Genomic DNA, 20250 nt, shown 5'->3' with positions numbered 1-20250 from the left:
CTGCCGTACCTGGACGGGCAGCGGGTGGGTTCCAGGAAACCAGTGGGGCGGCCGGGCGACCGAGCGCCGTAGACGGGGCGCTGGGGCCGGCGCAGGACACCGCCCTGGCCCGCGATGGACCGCGATGGACCTATCTATCGGAGGGATGGAGGCGTACGTGATGGCGCAGGACCATGAGGAGACCGGACGGGGAACGGGTGGGGCGGCGGCCTCCCTGGACGGGCTCAGGGTGCCTTCGGAGCTCTCCGCCCGGCTGCCCGCCGAGGTACGGGGTCGGGGCCGGGACGATGTGCGGCTGATGGTGTCGAGGGGGTCGGGGGTCTCCCACCACCGCTTCAGGGAGCTCCCGGGTCGGCTGCGGGCCGGTGACGTCCTGGTCGTGAACACCTCGCCCACCCTGGCGGCTGCGGTGAACGGCCGGGTCGGCGGCGAGGCCGTGGTCGTGCACTTCTCGACCTGCGGTGATGACGGCCGATGGGCGGTGGAGCTGCGCCGCCCGGACGGCGCGGGCAGTACCGAACCCCGTACCGGCGGTCCTCGGGGTGCGGTGGTGCGGCTTCCCGGCGGCACCCGGCTGGTTCTGGAGGCCCCGTTGGCCGCGGGTGCGGACCGGCTGTGGTGGGCATCGGTCTCCAGCGGTGTGCCGGAGCTGCTAGGGCGCTACGGGCGGCCCATTCGCTATGCGTACACGGCCCACGACCAGCCGCTCGCCGCGTATCAGACGGTCTTCGCGCTCCCCTCCCCCGACGGCACGGGTTCGGCGGAGATGCCGAGCGCGGCTCGGCCCTTCACCGAGGCGATGGTGGCGGAGCTGGTGAGCAGGGGGGTGCAGTTCGCGCCGGTGGTGCTGCACACGGGGGTGGCGTCGGCCGAGGCCCATGAGCCTCCGTACCCGGAGCGCTTCACGGTGTCGGCGGCGACCGCATGGCTGGTGAACGCGGCCCGGGCCGGCGGGGGCCGGATCATCGCCGTGGGGACGACGGCCGTCCGCGCGGTGGAGTCGGCGGCGGACGGGAGCGGGCTGGTGCGGCCCGTGACGGGGTGGACGGACCTGGTCGTGACGCCGGAGCGCGGGGTGCGGGTCGTGGACGGGCTGCTGACCGGGCTCCACGAGCCCGAGGCGTCGCATCTGCTGATGCTGGAGGCGATTGCCGGCCGGGAGTCCCTGGGCCGTGCCTACGCCGCGGCACTGCGCCGCCTCTACCTGTGGCACGAGTTCGGGGACGTCCATCTCCTCCTTCCGGACGAGACACCCACGCATTGCATTGCTGGCGCAACAATCAGTGAAACCGAACCGCACCCGATGTGAGCCCGCACATAGGACCCAGATCACTTACGAACCTCAGTAGTGGTTTGCGCAAGGCCATGTGAACGGCTGATAAGTAAAGGGAAAGGCGTTTCCGGGGGACGGTTATCAACTAATCCGGGTCGTACGTCACACCTTTGCCAGGACATTTTGCTGCCGCTAAGAATTGCCGAGTCGCCCGCCGTAGGAGCGCAGCGCCGCCTCCACGGCCTGATGCGACATCCGCTATTCGAAGAGGTACGACTGTATGTCCGCGTCCAGCACCCGACTGACCAAGGTCCACCGGGCCTCGATCGCCGGTATCGCCGCCGCCGGTGTCGCAGCCATCACCCTCTCCCTCGTTCCCGGCGCCGGCTCCACCGAGGCCGAAGCCGCCACCATGGCACCTGCCGTTCCCGTCGCCTGGCAGTCCGACTCCGCCAGTGTGAAGACCGTGCCGGTCCACGCTCACATCACCAAGCAGCAGTCGGCGATCGAGACCCAGGTCGAGGCCGCCGCGAAGGCCGTCACCAAGGCCAAGGCCGACGTCAAGGCCGCTGCGGCCCAGAAGGCGAAGCTCGCCGCCGCCGCCAAGCAGGCCGCTGTCGAGGCCGCCGCCAAGAAGCGCGCTGCCGAGCAGTCCGCGGCCAGCCGAGCCGCGGAGGTCACCCGCAAGCCGGTCTACGCCAACAACCTCGACGGCTGGATCCGCCAGTCACTCGACATCATGAAGAAGCACGACATCCCGGGCTCGTACGACGGTCTGCACCGCAACATCATGCGGGAGTCCAGCGGTAACCCGCAGGCCATCAACAACTGGGACATCAACGCGATCAACGGCGTGCCGTCGAAGGGCCTGCTCCAGGTCATCCAGCCGACGTTCAACGCGTACCACGTGCCCGGCACCCCGCACGACCTGTACCACCCGGTCGCGAACATCGTGGCCGCGGCCAACTACGCCGCCGACCGCTACGGCACCATCGACAACGTCAACGGCGCCTACTGAGCCTTAACGGGCCGGTCAGCGCTGCATACGCCGAAGGGCGGCACCCCGCAGTGGGGTGCCGCCCTTCGGCGTACCAGGGCCGGTCGTCGCTACTTGCGCATGACCTCGGGCTCGTGGCGGCGCAGCAGTCGGGCCACGAGGAAGCCGCAGAGGACGCCGATCGCGAGCAGGACGGTGATGTTGATGCCCCACTGGGTGACCGTGTTCTCCCACAGGGGGTCCAGGTCGTCCGGGTTCTTGTGGTCCCACGGGGGCATCAGCCGGCCGAGGTCCAGGGTGGAGCCGGCGCCGGCGATGGCCCAGCGGGAGGGCATCAGCCAGGCGAACTGCTCCAGACCGGGTGATCCGTACACCTTGAAGAGGATGCCGGTGAACACGACCTGGACGATCGCGAACATCACCAGCAGCGGCATGGTCTTCTCGGCGGTCTTCACCAGCGAGGAGATGACCAGGCCGAACATCATCGAGGTGAAGCCCAGTGCGGTGATCACCAGACAGAGTTCGACCGCGGGCGGCATGAGCAGGCCCTCTTCGGGCAGCCGGCGGGGGGCGAAGCCGATGCCGCAGATGATCACGGCCTGGAGGGCGGTGATCATGCCGAGGACGATCACCTTGGACATCAGGTACGCGGAGCGGGAGAGGCCGGTGGCGCGCTCCCGTTCGTAGATCACCCGTTCCTTGATCAGTTCTCGTACGGAGTTGGCGGCACCGGAGAAGGTGATGCCCACCGCGAGGATCAGCATGATCGTGCCGGCGTCGCCGTTGAACTTGGATCTGCCGTCATTGGGTGCGGCCAGTCCGAAGTCGGCCGGGATGACCACGCTGACCAGGCCGAGGACGGCGGGCAGGATCACCATCAGACCCATGAAGCCCTTGTCGGACGCGATGACGGAGACGTACCGGCGCATCAGGGTCAACAGCTGGGAGCCCCAGCTCTGCGGCTTCGGGGGGCGCAGTTGTTGGGGTGAGGGCATGTTCACCGACTGCGCGGCGACGGCGTCGATGTCCGCCGCGTACATCTGGTAGTGCTGTGAGCCGCGCCAGCGACCCGCCCAGTCGTAGTCCCGGTAGTTCTCGAACGCCGAGAACACATCGGCCCAGGTGGTGTATCCGAAGAAGTTGAGGGCCTCTTCCGGTGGGCCGAAGTAGGCCACCGAACCGCCGGGCGCCATGACCAGCAGTTTGTCGCAGAGCTGGAGTTCGGCGACGGAGTGCGTGACGACGAGGACGGTACGGCCGTCGTCGGCGAGTCCGCGGAGCAACTGCATCACATCGCGGTCCATGCCGGGGTCGAGTCCCGACGTGGGCTCGTCGAGGAAGATCAACGAGGGCTTGGTGAGCAGTTCAAGCGCCACGGACACGCGCTTGCGCTGACCGCCGGAGAGCGAGGTGATCTTCTTGTTCTTGTGGATGTCGAGCTTGAGCTCGCCCAGCACCTCGTCGATCCGTGCCTCGCGCTCGCTCTCGGCGGTGTCGCCGGGAAAGCGGAGTTTGGCGGCGTACTTCAGTGCCTTCCGTACGGTCAGCTCCTTGTGCAGGATGTCGTCCTGCGGGACCAGCCCGATGCGTTGGCGCAGCTCGGCGAACTGCCGGTAGAGGCTGCGGTTGTCGTAGAGCACATCGCCCTGGTTGGCCGGCCGATAGCCGGTGAGGGCCTTGAGCAGGGTGGACTTGCCCGAACCCGAGGGGCCGATGACTCCGATGAGGGATTTCTCCGGCACGCCGAAGGACACGTCCCGCAGGATCTGCTTGCCACCGTCGACCGTGACGGTGAGGTGGCGTGCGGAGAAGGAGACCTCTCCGGTGTCGACGAACTCTTCGAGTCGATCGCCGACGATACGGAAGGTGGAGTGGCCGACGCCCACGATGTCGTTGGGGCCGATGTTGACGGTGCCCGAGTTGGTGATCGGCTGACCGTTGACGTACGTGCCGTTGTGGGATCCGAGGTCGCGGATCTGGAAGCGGCCGTCGGGGGTGGCGGTGAACTCGGCGTGGTAGCGGGAGACTTGCAGGTCGGAGACGACCAGCTCATTTTCCAGGGCACGACCGATGCGCATCACCCGGCCGAGGGAGAGTTGGTAGAAGGTCGTCGGGCTGCGGTCCCCGTGCACGGGAGGGGTCCCGGGGCGTTGTCCGCCCTGTTCGGGAATGCCCGGTCCGTTCTGCGGCTGCCAGCCCCCGTGGTCGGGCTCCGGCCAGTTGTGCCGCGCCTCGGGCGGTGGCTCCGGCGCCTGGTGTTGGGGGTGACGTCCAACGCCCTGCCCGGCGATCCCACCGTGCCCGGCGACTGCACCCCGCCCGGGGACTCCACCGTGCCCGGGGACTCCGCCGTGGACATCGGCCGTCGCGGTGGACAGCATGAGTCGTGGACCGTCGGTGGAGTTGCCCAGATGGACGGCCGAGCCCGGGCCTATCTCCGTCCGCTGGATGCGCTGGCCCTGTACATAGGTGCCGTTCGTGCTGCCGTGATCCTCGATCACCCAGGTGTGGCCGCCCCAGCTGACGCTGGCGTGCCGCCAGGAGACCCTGGCGTCCTCCACCACCATGTCCCCCTGTGGATCCCGCCCCAGGGTGTACGACCTGGACGGATCAAGGGTCCAGGTCCTTCCGTTCAATTCCAGTACGAGTTCCCGCACTCCATGCCCCACTACTTGTCCCCCGAATTACCCCCGTCGCAGGGAGTCTAGGGATGGCGAACATCGTGGGGAACTATTTCAGGCTTGGTCCGACCTGGGGAAGTCGGGCCTCGTGAAGACCCTGGGAGCGACTGTCGCGGACGGCGGAGCAAAGATCATTGATCATGCGAAGTGCATACATCGTAGGTAGATCCGCTGGAATGCGGTGCAATCACCCGATAACACCCATGGAGTGGATCGGAAGGGCGGCCGGGCACGAGCACACCAGAAGGAATGCACTGTTCCCTTTGCACTCCTGCTGAGCAGGGCCGTTCTGCCCTCGGGGCGAACATCGGGGCGGGGCGCCTCCGGGGAGTGCGCCCGGATCAGTGGGGCGCCACGCTCCTGGCGCGACGACAGGCGCCCGGCATGGTCCTGGACCTCTCCCCCGTCAGGTCGCCGGGGCAACAGCGTCCCCACCGCCGTCGATATCGAGCCACCCGGGCAGTCGCACCGCACCGCCAGGAGCTATGCACCGGCCGTGGCGTGTGCCGGTGCGCTCAGCCGGGGCCGGGGTCGAGGCGGGGGCCGGTGCGCTCAGCCGGGCCTGAGGCGGGGGCCGGGGCCGGGCGAACCGCACCACCTCGGCGTACGGTGACGAGTGCGGCCGAATGTCCGCCTATCGGGACGGTGCGTCTCGGCACGGGCCCGCCGGATACGGTGGAGGAACCATGAGCGCTTCGCAGACCTCCGACGTACGCACCCTTCTCGTCAAGATCTTCGGGAAGGACCGCCCCGGGATCACCGCCGGACTCTTTGACACTCTTGCCACCTACTCCGTCGACGTCATCGACATCGAACAGGTCGTCTCCCGGGGCAGGCTCGTCCTGTGCGCCCTGGTCACCGCGCCCACCTCGGCCGGGGCCGACGAAGGCGACCTCCGAGCCACCATCCACAGCTGGGCCGAGGGCCTGAAGCTCCAGGCCGAGATCATCTCGGGCACCGGCGACAACCGGCCGCGCGGCAGTGGCCGCTCCCACGTCACCGTGTTGGGGCACCCGCTGACCGCGGAGGCGACGGCGGCCATAACGGCTCGTATCACCTCGGTCGGCGGCAACATCGACCGCATCTTCCGGCTGGCCAAGTATCCGGTGACCGCCGTGGAGTTCGCGGTCTCCGGCGCTGAGACCGAGCAGCTGCGGACGGCTCTGGCCACCCAGTCGTCGGCGATCGGCGTCGATGTGGCCGTGGTGTCCGCGGGGCTGCACCGGCGGGCCCAACGGCTGGTGGTGATGGACGTGGACTCCACGCTCATCCAGGACGAGGTCATCGAACTGTTCGCCGCTCACGCCGGGTGCGAGGACAAGGTCGCCGAAGTGACGGCGGCGGCGATGCGCGGCGAGTTGGATTTCGAGCAGTCCCTCCATGCACGGGTGGCCCTGCTCGCGGGGCTCGACGCATCGGTGGTGGACAAGGTGCGCGCGGAGGTACGACTGACTCCCGGCGCCCGGACCCTCATCCGGACGCTGAAGCGCCTCGGGTTCCAAGTGGGCGTGGTCTCGGGCGGATTCACCCAGGTCACGGATGACCTGGTGGAACGGCTCGGACTGGACTTCGCATCGGCGAACACCCTGGAGATCGTGGACGGAAAGCTCACCGGTCGAGTGACGGGTGAGATCGTGGACCGCGCGGGCAAGGCGCGACTGCTGCGCCGGTTCGCCGCGGAGGCGGGCGTACCGCTCGCGCAGACAGTGGCGATCGGCGACGGTGCGAACGATCTGGACATGCTCAACGCGGCCGGTCTCGGGGTGGCGTTCAACGCCAAGCCCGTGGTGCGCGAGGCAGCGCACACCGCCGTGAACGTGCCCTTCCTGGACACGGTGCTCTATCTGCTCGGGATCACCCGGGAAGAGGTCGAGGCCGCGGACGGCGCGGACGACGGACCCGCCGACTACTGATCGCCGTCAGCCCCATGGGGACGCGGGGACGCGGCCGTACCGATGAAGCAGCAGAGGCCCCGGCGCGAGCCGGGGCCTGTTCGGCCTCTGGGGCCGGGTGCCGATCGTGAGGACCGTTCCTGTCGGCGCGTCGTGCGGAGCGAGCGCCACCAGCGATGCTCAAGCTCAGGAGTGTGGCGTCCAGAAGTCGCGCAGGGTGCCCACTCCGTGTTCCAGTGACTTCCAGGATCCATTGAAGGCGATGACCGCGTAGGCCGAGGTCGGGAAGCCGCTGCGGTTCATCCGGGGCAGGAGGTCGCCCTCGGTCTCACCCGCGAGGGCGTCCGCGAGGGCGTGCATGCCGGGGTTGTGGCCGATGACCAGAACGTTGTTCACCTCGTCGGAGGTCTCGCTCAGCAGGGCGATGAGCTCGCCGAGGGACGCATCGTAGAGTCGCTCCTCGTAGCTCGTCCGAGGGCGGTGCGGCAGCTCGTGGACGGCCAGCTTCCATGTCTCGCGGGTCCGGGTGGCGGTCGAGCAGATGGCGAGGTCGATCGGAATGCCGGTCCCAGCGAGCTGGCGGCCGACCACCGGTGCGTCCTTGCGGCCCCGCTCGGCGAGCGGGCGCTCGTGGTCGGACTCGTCCGACCATTCGGCCTTGGCGTGGCGAAGAAGAACGATCGTGCGGGCTGCGGACGATGCGGGCGATCCGGGGGCTGTCCCTCCGGAAGACGTGGCGACGCTCATGCACCCCAGCTTCGCATGAAATGTGCCAGCGGGCGCGGGGTGTTGACGGGCTCACCCTCCTCGACCGAGTCCATGACGACGCCCTGGCGGGGACGGTCCGGAGCGCGGCGAAGTCCTTGAGGACGCGGCTGGGGCGGCGGTGGACGGGAGGCCCGCGGGAAGGGAATCGTTGGTGCCGGGGGCGGCAGGTCAGGTGGGTCCAGCAGGTCCAGCGGGTCCAGCGGGTCCAGCGAGGGAGAACGCCGGGGCGACCTACCGACCGACGTCGGCGATCACACACGCGCAGGGCAGTTGGCGGACCAGATCGAGCAGAAGCGTGGCGGGCGGCAGGCGGCAGGCGGCAGGCGGCAGGCGATGGTGTCGCTGCCGGGTCCGCTCACATCAACTCAACGGGCTGCGGAAACCAGCAGTGCTGCGGAAGCCAGCGGGAGAAGCGCTGCGACGGTTCAGGGGAACAGCAGTTGCCGCAGATAGGCGACGAGATCACCGATCCCGCTCTCCCCACCCGCGGACTGCGCCTGGGCAGGATCCGCAATCAGCAGCAGCAGGAACACGAAGGCGAGCATCGGCAGGACCAACGCCCACCAGTGAAGCCGGACACCGCTGGCACCGACGGTGGGGGAAGGGGTGGGCGAGTGCGCCGACATGGCCGTCTCCTCAGGGTCGTCCGCTGGTCTGCTCCGCTACGCAAAAACCTACGGATCGTGAGCTGACGGGCCCATCCGGTGACCCACCCACTTGTCCCTGAACCTGGCCCCCTAGGGGATGGTGGTGCTAACCCCACCCTCCCCCGGGATGCCGTCAGGACGGCCGACGGGCCGATCAGGGAGAGGCGATGGTCGCGATGATGCCCATCACGACGAAGAGGGCGATCATCGTGCCGAAGATCAGGAGAAGCTTCTTCTGGCCGTTCTGGGGATTCGGATCGAGGACTGGCTTCATCTCCTCAGTCTCGCATCCCCGTCTCGTCCTCGATCGTCCGGTCCCTCCCTGCGAGGACCCCCAACGCGATCTGCGGTACGAGCAGTCCCGCCATCAGACTGATCGGCAGTCCCCAGCCCCCGCTGTGCTGGTAGAGGACCCCGACCAGCAGCGGCACCGGCACGGCGATCAGATAGCCCACGGACTGGGTGAAGGCGGAGAGCCGTACGACGCCGGTCGCGGTCCTCGACCGCATCCCGATCATGGTCAGCGCGAGCGGGAAGGCGCAGTTGGCGACCCCTATCAGCAGGGCCCAGGCCCATGCGCCGGCCGCCGGGGCGAAGTACAGGCCCGTGTATCCGCCCAGTCCGCACAGCCCGAGCACGGCGACGATGGGTCCCTGGTTGCGCAAGCGGGCGGCGAGCCGTGGGATGGCGAAGGCGAGGGGCACCCCCAGGGCCATGATCACGGCAAGGAGAAGACCGGCTGTCCGGGCCGAGACTCCGGCGTCGCGGAAGATCTGCGGGATCCAGCCCATGACGGTGTAGCCGCCGGCCCCTTGGAGCCCGAAGTACCCGGTCAACGCCCAGGCGGTGGGGCTGCGCAGCAGACTCGCTGCCCTGCGGGCGGGGGCGATATCGGCAGGGGTGACGGCCAGGGCGGTGTTCCCTGCCCCGCTCCGCGCCACCGACGGCTGCCCGGGCTCCGCCGTCTGCGGCCTTCGTTCGGCGGCCCTGAGCGGTCGGAGTACCACCAACCAGGGAAGCACCGCGACGGCCGCGAGGGTCGCCCAGAGGCCGAGGCCGAGGCGCCAACTGCCGCCGAGCGCATCGGTCAGGGGGACGGTCGCCGCCGCGGCCAGACCGGTCCCCAGCGAGAGCGCCATGGAGTAGAGCCCGGTCATGGAGCCCACCCGGTCCGGGAAGTACCGCTTGACGAGCACCGGCATGAGCACGTTGGTGACGGCGATCCCCATCAGGGCGAGGGCACTGGCGGCCAGGAAGCCGGCCGTGCCGTCGGAGAAGGGCCGCAGCAGCAGCCCTCCGGCGACGGCCGCCATGCCCGCGCAGACCACGGTCGCGGGGCCGAAGCGGCGCGAGAGCCACGGCACCGCAGGGCTGAAGAGCGCGAAGCACAGGGGCGGTACGGCCGTGAGGAGGCCCGCGATGGATCCGCTCATGCCCAGTCCGGTCCGCACCTCCTCGAACAGGGCGCCGAGGCTGGTGATGGCGGGTCGCAGATTGAGCGCGGCGAGCACGATCCCCAGGATCATCAGACGCACGGTCCAGGTGCCCCAGGGCGCGGCCGGCCGGGCCGGCCCTTCGGTGACGAGCTGGGGGGCGGCTGTCACGGGCTTCTGGGTGGTCCTGTCCGGGGGCATCGCCCCATCATAGAATCATTGGATGTATTCCCTTCTGGCGGTTCGATCTGATTCGATCTGACTCGATCGGTTCGATCCGTCCCTCATCGCGCCAGGAGCGCCATGCCGCTGACCTCTCCCCGCCGTTCGGGGCTCACCGACCAGGTGATCGCCCAACTGCGCCACCAGATCACGTCGGGTGAGTGGCCCGTGGGTAGGCGCATTCCGACCGAACCGGAGCTGGTGGAGCTGCTCGGCGTAGCGCGCAACACCGTCCGGGAGGCCGTCCGTGCGCTGGCGCACAACGGTCTGCTGGACATCCGACAGGGATCGGGGACGTACGTCCTCGCCACCAGCGAGCTGGCGGGGGTGATGCACCGGCGGTTCGCCGGGGCGCTGCCCCGGGACATCGCCGAGGTGCGCTCCACCCTGGAGTCCTCGGCGGCCGACCGGGCGGCGCAGCGACGCACGGAAGCCGATCTACGGCTGTTGGACGCGCTGCTGGCCCGGCGGGAGGAGGCGTGGGCCACGGGCGATGCGGAGCGTTTCGTCGCCGCCGATGTGGCGTTCCATCTGGCGGTGGTGAGCGCTTCGCACAATGAGGTGCTCATCGAGTTGTACGCGGACCTCGGCCATCTGCTGCATGACTGGCTCCGTGCGGACGTGGGCCGGAAACTCGATCCGGAACGACATGTGGACCATGGGCGGCTGGTCGAGGCGATCCGTGCCCAGGACGGGGAGCGTGCGTCAGCGGAGGCCGCTGCGTATCCCTTCCTCTGCTCCGTGGACGAACACGGGCACCGCGACGACCACGGACACGACGGCGGGGGCCAGTAGCGGGGAGAGGGCCAGTGGCGCGGAGAGGGCCGGTGGCGCGGAGAGGGCCGGTGGCGCCCGGCGCGGAATCCGCTTCTGACCTCGGCAGGGGCACGACACCAGAGGAACGCAGCACCCAGTCGGCCGTTGTCGATCGTCAGGGATAGGCGACGGGCTGGTGGCTGATCCAGACCGCGCCGATCTCCTTCCAGCAGCGGCCCGTCAACTCCACGTAGCCCGCCGGTGCCACCAGGACCGGTGCGCTGTCGACGTCCAGGTCCCACCAGCGCTCGCACTCGATGTGCAACCGGACCCGGTCGCTGCCGGGGTAGGGGTTGTTGCAATGGGCGGTGGCGGTGGAGCCGTCGACGACCGTTCGGCAGAACGCCTCGTACCGCTGGGGTTCGGGTCGATCGCGCTGGGGCTCGCCGAGGGCCCCGGGGGCGGCACAGAACACTGCTGAGAGCGCCACCAGTACGGACGCTGAGCACCGGATCACATGCACGGGCTGGACCTCCTCGGCCGTACTGCGGCGGGTGGCCGCGGCTGCACCACAAGGGGGGATCGCCTCCCAGCCTGGCGGCCCGTCGCCCTGGCCGCGAGCCTTGAGGGCCGAACGAGTTACCCGACGCCGTGCACGACGACGCCCCCGCTCCTCCTCGGTGGGGAGCGGGGGCGTCGTCAGAGCCGCACAAGGGCGGTTCGATGCAGGTCAGGCGCCCATCATATGGACGCCGCCGTCGACGTGGACGATCTCGCCGGTCGTACGCGGGAAGAAGTCCGACAGCAGTCCGACGACACCGCGACCCGCCGGGTCCGGGTCGGCCAGGTCCCAGCCGATGGGCGCACGGTGGTTCCACACGTCCGCCAGGTCCTCGAAGCCGGGGATCGACTTGGCGGCCATCGACTTGATGGGCCCCGCGGAGATCAGGTTGCAGCGGATGTTCTTCGGACCGAGGTCACGGGCGAGGTAGCGGTTGGTGGATTCCAGGGCGGCCTTGGCCACACCCATCCAGTCGTACTTCGGCCAGGCGACCTGTGCGTCGAAGGTGAGGCCGACGACGGAGCCGCCGCGCTCCATCAGCGGCAGGCAGGCCATCGTCAGCGACTTGTAGGAGTACGCCGAGACCTGGACGGCGGTCGAGACGTCCTCCCAACCCGCCTCCAGGAAGTTGAACGCCCCCTGTGGGCCGAAGGCGATCGAGTGCACGATGCCGTCGAGGCCGCTCTCGTCGCTGGAGTGCTCGCGGATCTTGTCGGCGAGCGAGTCCAGGTGCTCCTGGTTGGTGACGTCCAGTTCGATGACGGGTGCCGTCTTGGGCAGCCGCTTGGCGATGCGCTCCACGAGGCTGAGCCGACCGAAGCCGGTGAGGATGACTTCCGCGCCTTCCTCCTGGGCGACCTTGGCCGCGTGGAAGGCGATGGACGCGTCGGTGAGGACGCCTGTGACGAGAATGCGCTTGCCGGCGAGAATTCCACTCATGGCGATCAGTGACCCATGCCCAATCCGCCGTCAACGGGAATGACGGCTCCAGTGATGTACGAGGCGTCGTCGGAGGCGAGGAAGCGCACGGTGGCGGCGATCTCCTCCGGCTGCGCATAGCGGCCGAGCGGCACCTGTTCCACGATGCCGGCGCGCTGTTCCTCGGTGAGCGCCTTGGTCATGTCGGTGTCGACGAAACCGGGGGCCACGACGTTGAAGGTGATGTTCCGCGAGCCGAGCTCACGGGCGAGCGAGCGGGCGAAGCCGACCAGGGCGGCCTTGGACGCTGCGTAGTTGGCCTGTCCGGCCGAGCCGAGCAGACCCACGACGGACGAGATCAGCACGACGCGGCCCTTCTTGGCCCGCAGCATCGCGCGGTTGGCGCGCTTGACGACCCGGAAGGTGCCGGTGAGGTTGGTGTCGAGGACGGAGACGAAGTCCTCCTCGGACATCCGCATCAGCAGCTGGTCCTTGGTGATGCCGGCGTTGGCGATGAGCACCTCCACCGGGCCGTGCTTCTCCTCGATCTCCTTGTACGCCTGCTCCACCTGCTCGGTGTCGGTGATGTCGCAGCGAACGGCGAGGCAGCCGGCCTGGGTGAGGGCCTCGGGCGGCTCGCCGGAGCGGTACGTGATCGCGACCTTGTCGCCTGCGTCGGCGAAGGCTCGGGCGATGGCGAGGCCGATGCCCCGGTTTCCTCCGGTGACGAGAACCGAGCGGCTCAACGGATCACCCTTTCGATAGCGGTCTGGTACCTCCGAAACTATCGGTCCCGCCCGCCTCCCGGAGAATCGGGCACTGACAGCGCCTACCTCGCGTCACTGTGGGGTCCCTACAGAACGCCACCGGGCAATGGCGACGAAACAGGGTGGGCAACGGGTGCTCGGGCGCGACATGATCAGGGCGACCGGGGTCGGCTCATCGGGGCGACCGGTCACCGAGGACAGGAGACATCCGTGGCCCATTCCATCGACGCGTCGTTCACGGCGCTGCCGCTGCGGGCGCTCGCCGACGCGGCGCTCGCCCGAGCACGCGCGCTGGGCGCCCACCACGCCGACTTCCGCTTCGAGCGGGTGCGCAGCGCCGCGTGGCGGCTGCGGGACGCCAAGCCGTCGGGGTCGTCGGACACCACGGATCTCGGCTATGCGGTGCGGGTGGTCCACGGCGGCGCGTGGGGGTTCGCCTCCGGTGTCGATATGACGATGGATGCGGCTGCGCGGGTCGCGGGGCAGGCGGTGGCCATGGCCAAGCTGTCGGCCCAGGTGATCGCGGCGGCCGGCTCGGACGAGCGGGTCGAGTTGGCGCACGAGCCCGTCCATGCGGACAAGACCTGGATCTCCTCGTACCGGATCAATCCGTTCGAGGTAGCCGACGAGGAGAAGACGGCGCTCCTCGCGGAGTGGAGTGCGCGGCTGCTGGCGGCAAGCGGTGTCGCGCACGTGGATGCGTCGCTGCTGACCGTGCAGGAGAACAAGTTCTATGCGGACACCGCGGGCACCGTCACGACCCAGCAGCGGGTGCGGCTGCATCCGCAGGTCAGCGCGGTCGCGGTGGACGAGACGACCGGCGAGTTCGACTCGATGCGGACGATCGCCCCGCCCGCGGGCCGGGGCTGGGAGTATCTGACCGGCACCGGCTGGGACTGGGAGGGCGAGCTGGAGCGGATCCCGGAGTTGCTGGCCGAGAAGATGCGGGCCCCGAGCGTCGAGGCGGGCCGCTACGACCTGGTGGTCGACCCGTCGAACCTGTGGCTCACCATCCATGAGTCGATCGGCCACGCCACCGAGTTGGACCGGGCACTCGGCTACGAGGCGGCCTATGCGGGCACCTCGTTCGCCACGTTCGACCAGCTGGGCAAGTTGGAGTACGGCGCTTCGATGATGAATGTGACCGGGGACCGGACCGCGGAGCACGGGCTCGCCACCGTCGGATACGACGACGAGGGCGTCAAGGCCCAGTCCTGGGACCTGATCAAGGACGGAACGCTGGTCGGCTATCAGACGGACCGGCGGATCGCGAAGCTGACGGGCCTCGGACGGTCCAACGGCTGCGCCTACGCCGACTCCCCCAGCCATGTGCCCGTGCAGCGGATGGCGAACGTCTCGCTCCAGCCGGTGGCGGGCGGTCTGTCCACCGAGGACCTCATCGGTGGGGTCGAGCGCGGGATCTATGTGGTCGGCGACCGTTCGTGGTCGATCGACATGCAGCGCTACAACTTCCAGTTCACCGGGCAGCGGTTCTTCAGGATCGAGAACGGGCGGCTCGCCGGGCAGTTGCGGGACGTCGCGTACCAGGCGACGACGACGGACTTCTGGGGGTCCATGGAGCAGGTGGGCGGCCCGCAGACCTATGTGCTGGGCGGGGCGTTCAACTGCGGGAAGGCACAGCCCGGACAGGTGGCGGCGGTCTCCCACGGCTGCCCCACCGCGCTGTTTCGCGGTGTGGACATCCTCAACACCAACCAGGAGGCGGGTCGATGACCTCGCTCCCGTGCAACGTCACCGGGGCGGGGCGCCGTGCGTCGCGCCCGGGGTCCTTCCGCTTCGCCACCCAGGAGAGCGTTCGATGAGCCGTAGCAGCAAGCCGTACGAGATCGTCGAACGGGCGCTGGAGCTGTCCTCGACCGACGGTTGCATGGTGATCGCCGACGAGCAGTCCTCCGCCAATCTGCGCTGGGCGGGGAACGCGCTGACGACGAACGGGGTCACGCGGGGCCGGACCCTCACGGTCATCGCGACGGTCGACGGGTCGCAGGGCACCGCTTCCGGTGTGGTGTCCAGGTCCGCTGTGACCGCCGATGAGCTGGAGCCGCTGGTACGGGCCGCGGAGTCCGCCGCCCGCAAGTCCGATCCCGCCGAGGACGCCCAGCCCCTGGTCGGGGACGCGGAGCCCACGGCCGGTTTCCGGGACGCGCCGGCTGAGACCTCTTCGGCCGTGTTCGCGCGGTTCGCTCCGGCTCTCGGGGAGGCTTTCGCCCGGGCCCGGGCGGGTGGGCGCGAGCTGTACGGCTTCGCCAGCCATGAGATGACCTCGACCTATCTGGGGACGTCCACGGGGCTGCGGCTGCGGCACGACCAGCCGAACGGCACGCTGGAGCTGAATGCCAAGTCCCCTGACCGTTCCCGATCTGCCTGGGCGGGGGTGGCCACCCGTGACTTCCAGGACGTGGACCTGGCCGATCTCGATGCGGAACTGGCGCAGCGGCTCGGCTGGGCCGAACGTCGGATCGAACTGCCGGCCGGGCGGTACGAGACGTTGTTGCCGCCGACGGCGGTCGCCGACCTGTTGATCTACCAGCTGTGGTCGGCGGCGGCGCGGGATGCCGCCGAGGGCCGTACTGTCTTCTCCAAGCCGGGGGGCGGCACCCGGGTGGGAGAGACGCTGTCGCCGCTGCCGTTGAGGCTTCGCAGCGACCCGCACGAGCCCGGTCTGGAGTCGGCGCCGTTCGTGATCGCCCATTCCTCGGGCGATGACGCCTCCGTCTTCGACAACGGTCTGCCGCTGTCGGCGACGGATTGGGTGCGCGGCGGGCGGCTGGAGCATCTGGTGACCACGCGGCACAGCGCCGGGCTGACGGGGCTGCCGGTCGCTCCGGGGGCCGGGAACCTCATCCTGGACGGGGGCAACGGGCGCTCGCTGGAGGAGATGGTGGCAGCGACGACCGGTCGCGCGCTCCTGTTGACCTGCCTCTGGTACATCCGTGAGGTCGATCCGGCGACCCTGCTGCTGACCGGGCTGACCAGGGACGGCGTCTATCTGGTGGAGGGCGGCGAGGTGGTCGGTGCGGTGAACAACTTCCGGTTCAACGAGTCACCGGTCGATCTGCTCTCCCGGGCGACGGAGGCAGGCCGTACGCAGAAGACGCTGCCGCGGGAGTGGGGCGACTGGTTCACCCGGGCGGCCATGCCGGCGCTGCGGGTACCCGATTTCAATATGAGCTCGGTCAGCCGGGGCGTATAACCTCGAAGGGGCCCACCATCGGGCCGTGTGATGACTCTGAAGGAGATGCGAGAGAAGTGACGGACATCGTCGACGAACTGCAGTGGCGCGGGCTGATCGCCCTGTCCACTGACGAGGACGCATTGCGGAAGGCGTTCGCGGACGGTCCCGTCACGTTCTATTGCGGCTTCGACCCGACCGCTCCCAGTCTGCACCTGGGCAATCTGGTGCAGATCCTGACCATGCGGCGCATCCAGCTGGCGGGGAACCTTCCGTTGGGGCTGGTCGGCGGGGCCACCGGGCTGATCGGTGACCCCAAGCCCAACTCCGAGCGGACGTTGAACGACCCGGAGACGGTCGCCGCCTGGGTCGGGCGGCTGCGGGCGCAGATCGAACGGTTCCTCGACTTCGAGGGCCCGTACGCGGCGACCATGGTCAACAACCTGGACTGGACGTCGGGTCTGTCGGCGATCGACTTCCTCCGTGACGTGGGGAAGTACTTCCGGGTCAACAAGATGATCGCGAAGGAGGCGGTCGCCCGTCGGCTGAACTCCGACGCGGGGATCAGCTACACCGAGTTCAGTTACCAGATCCTCCAGGGGATGGACTACCTGGAGCTGTACCGCCGACACGGCTGCACGCTCCAGACCGGTGGCAGCGACCAGTGGGGCAACCTCACCGCCGGTACGGATCTGATCCATCGGGTCGAGCCGGACGCGGGGGTGCACGCCCTGGCGACGCCGCTGATCACGAAGGCCGACGGCACCAAGTTCGGCAAGACGGAGTCCGGCACGATCTGGCTGGACCCGGAGCGGACCACTCCGTACGCCTTCTACCAGTTCTGGCTGAACGCGGACGACCGGGACGTCTCCAAGTTCCTGCGGATCTTCAGCTTCGCGTCGCGCGAGGAGATCGAGGAGCTGGAGCGGTCGACCGAGGAGCGTCCTCAGGCGCGGGCCGCCCAGCGGGCGCTGGCCCAGGAGCTGACGACGCTGGTGCACGGCGCGGAGCAGTGCGCCGCCGTGGTGCACGCGTCGAAGGCGCTGTTCGGGCAGGGCGAGCTGGCTGAGTTGGACGAGCCGACGCTGCGGGCCGCGCTCTCGGAGCTGCCGCATGCCAAGGTCGCCGAGTTGGCGCCGGTCGTCGATCTGTTCACCGAGGTGGGACTGGCCACGAGCAAGTCTGCGGCCCGGCGCACGGTCAAGGAGGGCGGGGCCTACGTGAACAACGTCAAGGTCACGGCCGAGGACGCGGTACCGGATGCCGGGGAGTTGCTGCACGGCCGCTGGCTGGTCCTGCGGCGGGGCAAGAAGAACCTGGCCGCCGTCGAACTGGGCTGACGCGGTTGCGCCAGCGGCGCCAGTGTTACGACGAGAAGGCGGCCACTCGGGATGAGCCCGGGTGGCCGCCTTTCGCCGTATCGGTGCACTCGCCGTATCGGTGCGCCCGCCGTGTCGCTGCGCGACCCCGCTCGATCGGGGGCCTGGCCCGCTCAGGCTCTCTGCTTGTTGCCCTTCATCGCGATCCACGCCCGGTCTCCCAGGAAGACCAGGGCGACGGCGAAGACGAGCTGGAGTGCGTGGCGCCCCCAGTCGAAGCCGGGGGTCTCCTCGATGCCCATCCCGCCTGCGGCCCAGTTGCCGAGCACCGCACCGCCGATGCCGCAGATGGTGGCCAGCCACAAGGGAAGGTGCTGCTTTCCGGGCAGGATCGCCTTGGCGATCAGTGCCAGCACGAATCCCACGATGATCGCCCACAACCAGCCCATTGCTGCCTCCTCGTACGGCTCTGCGTGAGCAGTTATGCCGCAAGTGTCAGCCCATAGTCCGTACGGCGCATGTCGGGCAGCTCCATACGTGGTGTGACCCAGTGCCGGCACGCATCGGATCCGACCCGCTCTCGTGGCCGTCACAGCGGCGGGCTACGGTGGGACGGTCAGGGCCAGGGAGTGTCCGACAGTGGACTCGGGTGGTGGAATGTGATGCGGAAGCAGGCACACGCGGAGGTCTTCCGGATCACGGGAGCGCGAGCGGGGCTCGCCGACGACGTACGGGCCCGTCAGCGTCGCTATGTGATCTCGATGTCCGTACGAACGGTTTCGGTGGTTCTGGGCGCCGTGCTGTGGAACGTGGAGCGCCATGTGGCGATCGTGGCCCTGGCCCTCGGCATCCTGCTCCCGTACATCGCCGTGGTGATCGCCAACGCCGGCCGGGAGAACGCGCCTTCGCTGCCGTCGGCCTACCTCTCCACACCGGTCCGTCCGATGATCGCGCCCATGGAAGGGGCATCCGACCCGGAATCCCCATCGGAACCGGCCGCCTTCGGGACCGAGGCACATCGTCCGCGGGGCGCTTGAGCTCACGGGGTGCGATCGACGCCCGTACCGCCGGTACGGAGTGCTCTCGAACCTCAGGAAAAGCTCAGATCAATCATGAAGTTCCAGTGCCTCCCACCCCATGGTGCGTGACATACTGCCTACGCGCTCCGCATCCCCCGTCGGAGCGACGGACCGACGCCGGGCAGCTCCCCCCGTGGCTGCTCGGCGTCGTTTGTTGTGGACAATGTGCTGGTGAGCGAAGAGACCCCGATCTGTTCCGCCAAGGGCTGCCGTGCGCCAGCCGTTTGGGTATTGGCCTGGAACAACCCGAAGCTGCACACTCCCGAGCGCCGCAAGACCTGGGTCGCGTGCGAGGAACACCGGGAACACCTCTCCCAGTTCCTCAGCCTCCGCGGATTCCTCAAGGACTGTGTGCCGCTGGCGGAATGGGAGGCTTCGGGCGCGGGGGACGCCGGCCGCTAGCCCTCGTCACCCGCTTCGCAGCGATCGGGACGGCGTTGGCCACCGCTCACTGCCGCCGGGGTGCTCGGGACGCTCCCGGCCGCGGAACGATCCCTCAGCCGCCGATCGCCGACATGGGCCGGTCCGGCTGGAGGAAGGACGGGTCATCGAGGCCCGAACCCGCCTTCTTCCCCCACATCGCCTGCCGCCACAGCTCGGCTATGTCCTCATCGGGTGCGTCCGAGCGCAGGGCGGCCCGTAGATCGGTCTCCTCGCGGGCGAACAGGCAGTTGCGCACCTGACCGTCGGCGGTGAGCCGGGTGCGGTCACAGGCGTGGCAGAACGGACGGGTGACGGAGGCGATCACTCCGACCTGGTGGGGGCCGCCGTCGACGATCCAGCGCTCGGCGGGGGCGGAGCCGCGCCGGTCGTCCCCTTCGGGGGTGAGCGTGAAGCGGGTGCGCAGCGAGGTGAGGATGTCACCCGCGGTGATCATGCCGTCGCGCTTCCAGCCGTGTTGGGCGTCGAGGGGCATCTGCTCGATGAAGCGCAGTTCGTAGGCGTTCTCGATGGCCCATGCGAGCAGTTCCGGGGCCTCGTCGTCGTTGAGGCCGGGCATCAGAACCGTATTGATCTTCACGGGGGTGAGGCCGGCTTCTCGGGCGGCCTCCAGTCCCGCGATCACATCGTGGTGTCGGTCGCGCCGCGTGAGTGTTTTGAAGACGTCCGGGCGCAGGGTGTCGAGGGAGACGTTGACCCGGTTCAGCCCGGCGGCGCCCAGGGCGACCGCGGTGCGCTTGAGACCTATGCCGTTGGTGGTGAGGGAGAGCCTCGGGCGGGGTGCGAGAGCCGCACAACGTTCCACGATGCCGACCAGTCCTGGCCTCAGCAGCGGCTCGCCGCCGGTGAAGCGCACTTCGGTGACTCCCAGCAGGGAAACGGCGATGTCGACCAGCCGGACGATCTCGTCATCGCTGAGCAGATCCGGTTTGGCCAGCCACTGGAGGCCCTCTTCCGGCATGCAGTAGGTGCACCGCAGATTGCAGCGGTCGGTCAGCGAGACACGAAGGTCGGTGGCGACCCGGCCATAGGTATCGACGAGCACCGCGGGCCCCCTTTCCCGGCGAATCCCAGCGAATTCCCAGCGGAACTGACGTATGTACGTCTTTGTCTGGGCAAGGCGCGATGGGCGTGGATCGCCGTCGTTGCTCCCTGCCTCTGTCGAGCCTACGTCAGGGGTCCGACGATCGACGGTGCCGGTGGGCGGGCGGGGTTCGCAGGGCAGTGTCCTTGGGCGTCCTTGGGCGTCCTTGGGCGTCTTGAGCGGGGATCGTGCAGCGGCGCCGACGTATGAGGGGGCCA

Annotated in this window: 19 protein-coding genes; 9 read left to right on the top strand and 10 right to left on the bottom strand. The window is 69.1% G+C overall.

Annotation, left to right across the window (positions count from 1 at the left end; all coding sequences use genetic code 11):
• The first annotated feature begins 160 nt into the window (after positions 1–160).
• Positions 161–1309 (top strand): S-adenosylmethionine:tRNA ribosyltransferase-isomerase, encoded by a 1149-nt coding sequence (locus ACFXJL_RS15800; protein ID WP_384637800.1) that lies wholly within the window; start codon positions 161–163, stop codon positions 1307–1309.
• Between the two features lie 244 nt (positions 1310–1553).
• Positions 1554–2291 carry a transglycosylase SLT domain-containing protein gene (locus ACFXJL_RS15795; RefSeq protein WP_384637797.1) on the top strand — a complete coding sequence of 246 codons (738 nt, stop codon included), beginning with the start codon at positions 1554–1556 and terminating at the stop codon, positions 2289–2291.
• Positions 2292–2380: 89 nt separating this feature from the next.
• On the opposite strand, the gene ACFXJL_RS15790 is transcribed toward ACFXJL_RS15795, so the two are convergent.
• Entirely contained in the window at positions 2381–4939 is a 2559-nt protein-coding gene (locus tag ACFXJL_RS15790) for an FHA domain-containing protein (RefSeq protein ID WP_384692676.1), read from the bottom strand.
• A gap of 698 nt (positions 4940–5637) precedes the next feature.
• On the opposite strand from ACFXJL_RS15790, the gene serB reads away from it, so the two are divergent.
• Positions 5638–6864 carry a phosphoserine phosphatase SerB gene (gene serB, locus ACFXJL_RS15785; RefSeq protein ID WP_358877581.1) on the top strand — a complete coding sequence of 409 codons (1227 nt, stop codon included), beginning with the start codon at positions 5638–5640 and terminating at the stop codon, positions 6862–6864.
• A gap of 165 nt (positions 6865–7029) precedes the next feature.
• Here serB and ACFXJL_RS15780 read toward each other — a convergent pair whose 3' ends face one another.
• The 4 genes from ACFXJL_RS15780 to ACFXJL_RS15765 all read right to left on the bottom strand — a co-directional run bounded on the left by ACFXJL_RS15780 (position 7030) and on the right by ACFXJL_RS15765 (position 9892).
• Entirely contained in the window at positions 7030–7590 is a 561-nt protein-coding gene (locus ACFXJL_RS15780) for a histidine phosphatase family protein (protein WP_329016779.1), read from the bottom strand.
• Positions 7591–8036: 446 nt separating this feature from the next.
• Positions 8037–8237: a hypothetical protein gene (locus tag ACFXJL_RS15775; RefSeq protein ID WP_384692672.1), complete on the bottom strand. Its 201-nt coding sequence runs from the start codon at positions 8235–8237 to the stop codon at positions 8037–8039.
• A gap of 175 nt (positions 8238–8412) precedes the next feature.
• Complete coding sequence (locus ACFXJL_RS15770) at positions 8413–8532, bottom strand: SGM_5486 family transporter-associated protein (protein ID WP_329016784.1); 120 nt, start codon at positions 8530–8532, stop codon at positions 8413–8415.
• A gap of 4 nt (positions 8533–8536) precedes the next feature.
• Positions 8537–9892, bottom strand: a complete 1356-nt coding sequence (locus tag ACFXJL_RS15765; protein ID WP_384692669.1) for a CynX/NimT family MFS transporter — start codon at positions 9890–9892, stop codon at positions 8537–8539.
• Positions 9893–9994: 102 nt separating this feature from the next.
• Between ACFXJL_RS15765 and ACFXJL_RS15760 the strand changes: the two genes are divergently transcribed.
• Positions 9995–10708, top strand: coding sequence for a FadR/GntR family transcriptional regulator (locus tag ACFXJL_RS15760; RefSeq protein WP_384692666.1), 714 nt, complete (start codon positions 9995–9997; stop codon positions 10706–10708).
• 136 nt (positions 10709–10844) lie between these two features.
• Here ACFXJL_RS15760 and ACFXJL_RS15755 read toward each other — a convergent pair whose 3' ends face one another.
• The 3 genes from ACFXJL_RS15755 to fabG form a co-directional block, all read right to left on the bottom strand.
• Entirely contained in the window at positions 10845–11192 is a 348-nt protein-coding gene (locus ACFXJL_RS15755; protein WP_358877585.1) for a hypothetical protein, read from the bottom strand.
• A 207-nt stretch (positions 11193–11399) separates the two neighbouring features.
• Positions 11400–12170 carry an enoyl-ACP reductase FabI gene (gene fabI, locus ACFXJL_RS15750; RefSeq protein ID WP_358877586.1) on the bottom strand — a complete coding sequence of 257 codons (771 nt, stop codon included), beginning with the start codon at positions 12168–12170 and terminating at the stop codon, positions 11400–11402.
• Positions 12171–12175: 5 nt separating this feature from the next.
• Complete coding sequence (gene fabG / locus ACFXJL_RS15745) at positions 12176–12895, bottom strand: 3-oxoacyl-[acyl-carrier-protein] reductase (protein WP_358877587.1); 720 nt, start codon at positions 12893–12895, stop codon at positions 12176–12178.
• Positions 12896–13126: 231 nt separating this feature from the next.
• On the opposite strand from fabG, the gene ACFXJL_RS15740 reads away from it, so the two are divergent.
• From ACFXJL_RS15740 to tyrS, 3 genes are all read left to right on the top strand, one after another.
• Positions 13127–14650, top strand: a complete 1524-nt coding sequence (locus ACFXJL_RS15740; protein WP_358877588.1) for a TldD/PmbA family protein — start codon at positions 13127–13129, stop codon at positions 14648–14650.
• 85 nt (positions 14651–14735) lie between these two features.
• Entirely contained in the window at positions 14736–16130 is a 1395-nt protein-coding gene (locus tag ACFXJL_RS15735) for a metallopeptidase TldD-related protein (protein WP_384692661.1), read from the top strand.
• 56 nt (positions 16131–16186) lie between these two features.
• Positions 16187–17449, top strand: coding sequence for a tyrosine--tRNA ligase (tyrS, locus tag ACFXJL_RS15730; RefSeq protein WP_329016808.1), 1263 nt, complete (start codon positions 16187–16189; stop codon positions 17447–17449).
• Between the two features lie 152 nt (positions 17450–17601).
• Here tyrS and ACFXJL_RS15725 read toward each other — a convergent pair whose 3' ends face one another.
• Positions 17602–17877, bottom strand: a complete 276-nt coding sequence (locus tag ACFXJL_RS15725) for a GlsB/YeaQ/YmgE family stress response membrane protein (protein ID WP_358877591.1) — start codon at positions 17875–17877, stop codon at positions 17602–17604.
• Between the two features lie 213 nt (positions 17878–18090).
• Here ACFXJL_RS15725 and ACFXJL_RS15720 point away from each other — a divergent pair, with 213 nt between their 5' ends.
• Positions 18091–18465 (top strand): DUF3099 domain-containing protein, encoded by a 375-nt coding sequence (locus ACFXJL_RS15720; RefSeq protein WP_358877592.1) that lies wholly within the window; start codon positions 18091–18093, stop codon positions 18463–18465.
• A 213-nt stretch (positions 18466–18678) separates the two neighbouring features.
• Entirely contained in the window at positions 18679–18909 is a 231-nt protein-coding gene (locus tag ACFXJL_RS15715) for a hypothetical protein (protein ID WP_329016817.1), read from the top strand.
• A 94-nt stretch (positions 18910–19003) separates the two neighbouring features.
• Here the strand turns inward: ACFXJL_RS15715 and moaA are convergent, their stop codons facing one another.
• Positions 19004–19993 carry a GTP 3',8-cyclase MoaA gene (gene moaA / locus ACFXJL_RS15710; RefSeq protein ID WP_358877593.1) on the bottom strand — a complete coding sequence of 330 codons (990 nt, stop codon included), beginning with the start codon at positions 19991–19993 and terminating at the stop codon, positions 19004–19006.
• Positions 19994–20250 lie beyond the last annotated feature (257 nt).

Source organism: Streptomyces sp. NPDC059256, assembly GCF_042753785.1.
In the GTDB taxonomy this organism is placed as follows: domain Bacteria; phylum Actinomycetota; class Actinomycetes; order Streptomycetales; family Streptomycetaceae; genus Streptomyces.
The sequence above is the reverse complement of the archived record's forward strand: the minus strand, read 5'-3'. Positions and strand labels throughout refer to the sequence as shown.

Coding starts and splice junctions, on each gene's coding strand:
- ACFXJL_RS15800 (WP_384637800.1), top strand. CDS start 161: ATGGCGCAGGACCATGAGGAGACCGGACGGGGAACGGGTGGGGCGGCG.
- ACFXJL_RS15795 (WP_384637797.1), top strand. CDS start 1,554: ATGTCCGCGTCCAGCACCCGACTGACCAAGGTCCACCGGGCCTCGATC.
- serB (WP_358877581.1), top strand. CDS start 5,638: ATGAGCGCTTCGCAGACCTCCGACGTACGCACCCTTCTCGTCAAGATC.
- ACFXJL_RS15780 (WP_329016779.1), bottom strand. CDS start 7,590: ATGAGCGTCGCCACGTCTTCCGGAGGGACAGCCCCCGGATCGCCCGCA.
- ACFXJL_RS15775 (WP_384692672.1), bottom strand. CDS start 8,237: ATGTCGGCGCACTCGCCCACCCCTTCCCCCACCGTCGGTGCCAGCGGT.
- ACFXJL_RS15770 (WP_329016784.1), bottom strand. CDS start 8,532: ATGAAGCCAGTCCTCGATCCGAATCCCCAGAACGGCCAGAAGAAGCTT.
- ACFXJL_RS15765 (WP_384692669.1), bottom strand. CDS start 9,892: ATGCCCCCGGACAGGACCACCCAGAAGCCCGTGACAGCCGCCCCCCAG.
- ACFXJL_RS15760 (WP_384692666.1), top strand. CDS start 9,995: ATGCCGCTGACCTCTCCCCGCCGTTCGGGGCTCACCGACCAGGTGATC.
- fabI (WP_358877586.1), bottom strand. CDS start 12,170: ATGAGTGGAATTCTCGCCGGCAAGCGCATTCTCGTCACAGGCGTCCTC.
- ACFXJL_RS15735 (WP_384692661.1), top strand. CDS start 14,736: ATGAGCCGTAGCAGCAAGCCGTACGAGATCGTCGAACGGGCGCTGGAG.
- ACFXJL_RS15725 (WP_358877591.1), bottom strand. CDS start 17,877: ATGGGCTGGTTGTGGGCGATCATCGTGGGATTCGTGCTGGCACTGATC.
- ACFXJL_RS15720 (WP_358877592.1), top strand. CDS start 18,091: ATGCGGAAGCAGGCACACGCGGAGGTCTTCCGGATCACGGGAGCGCGA.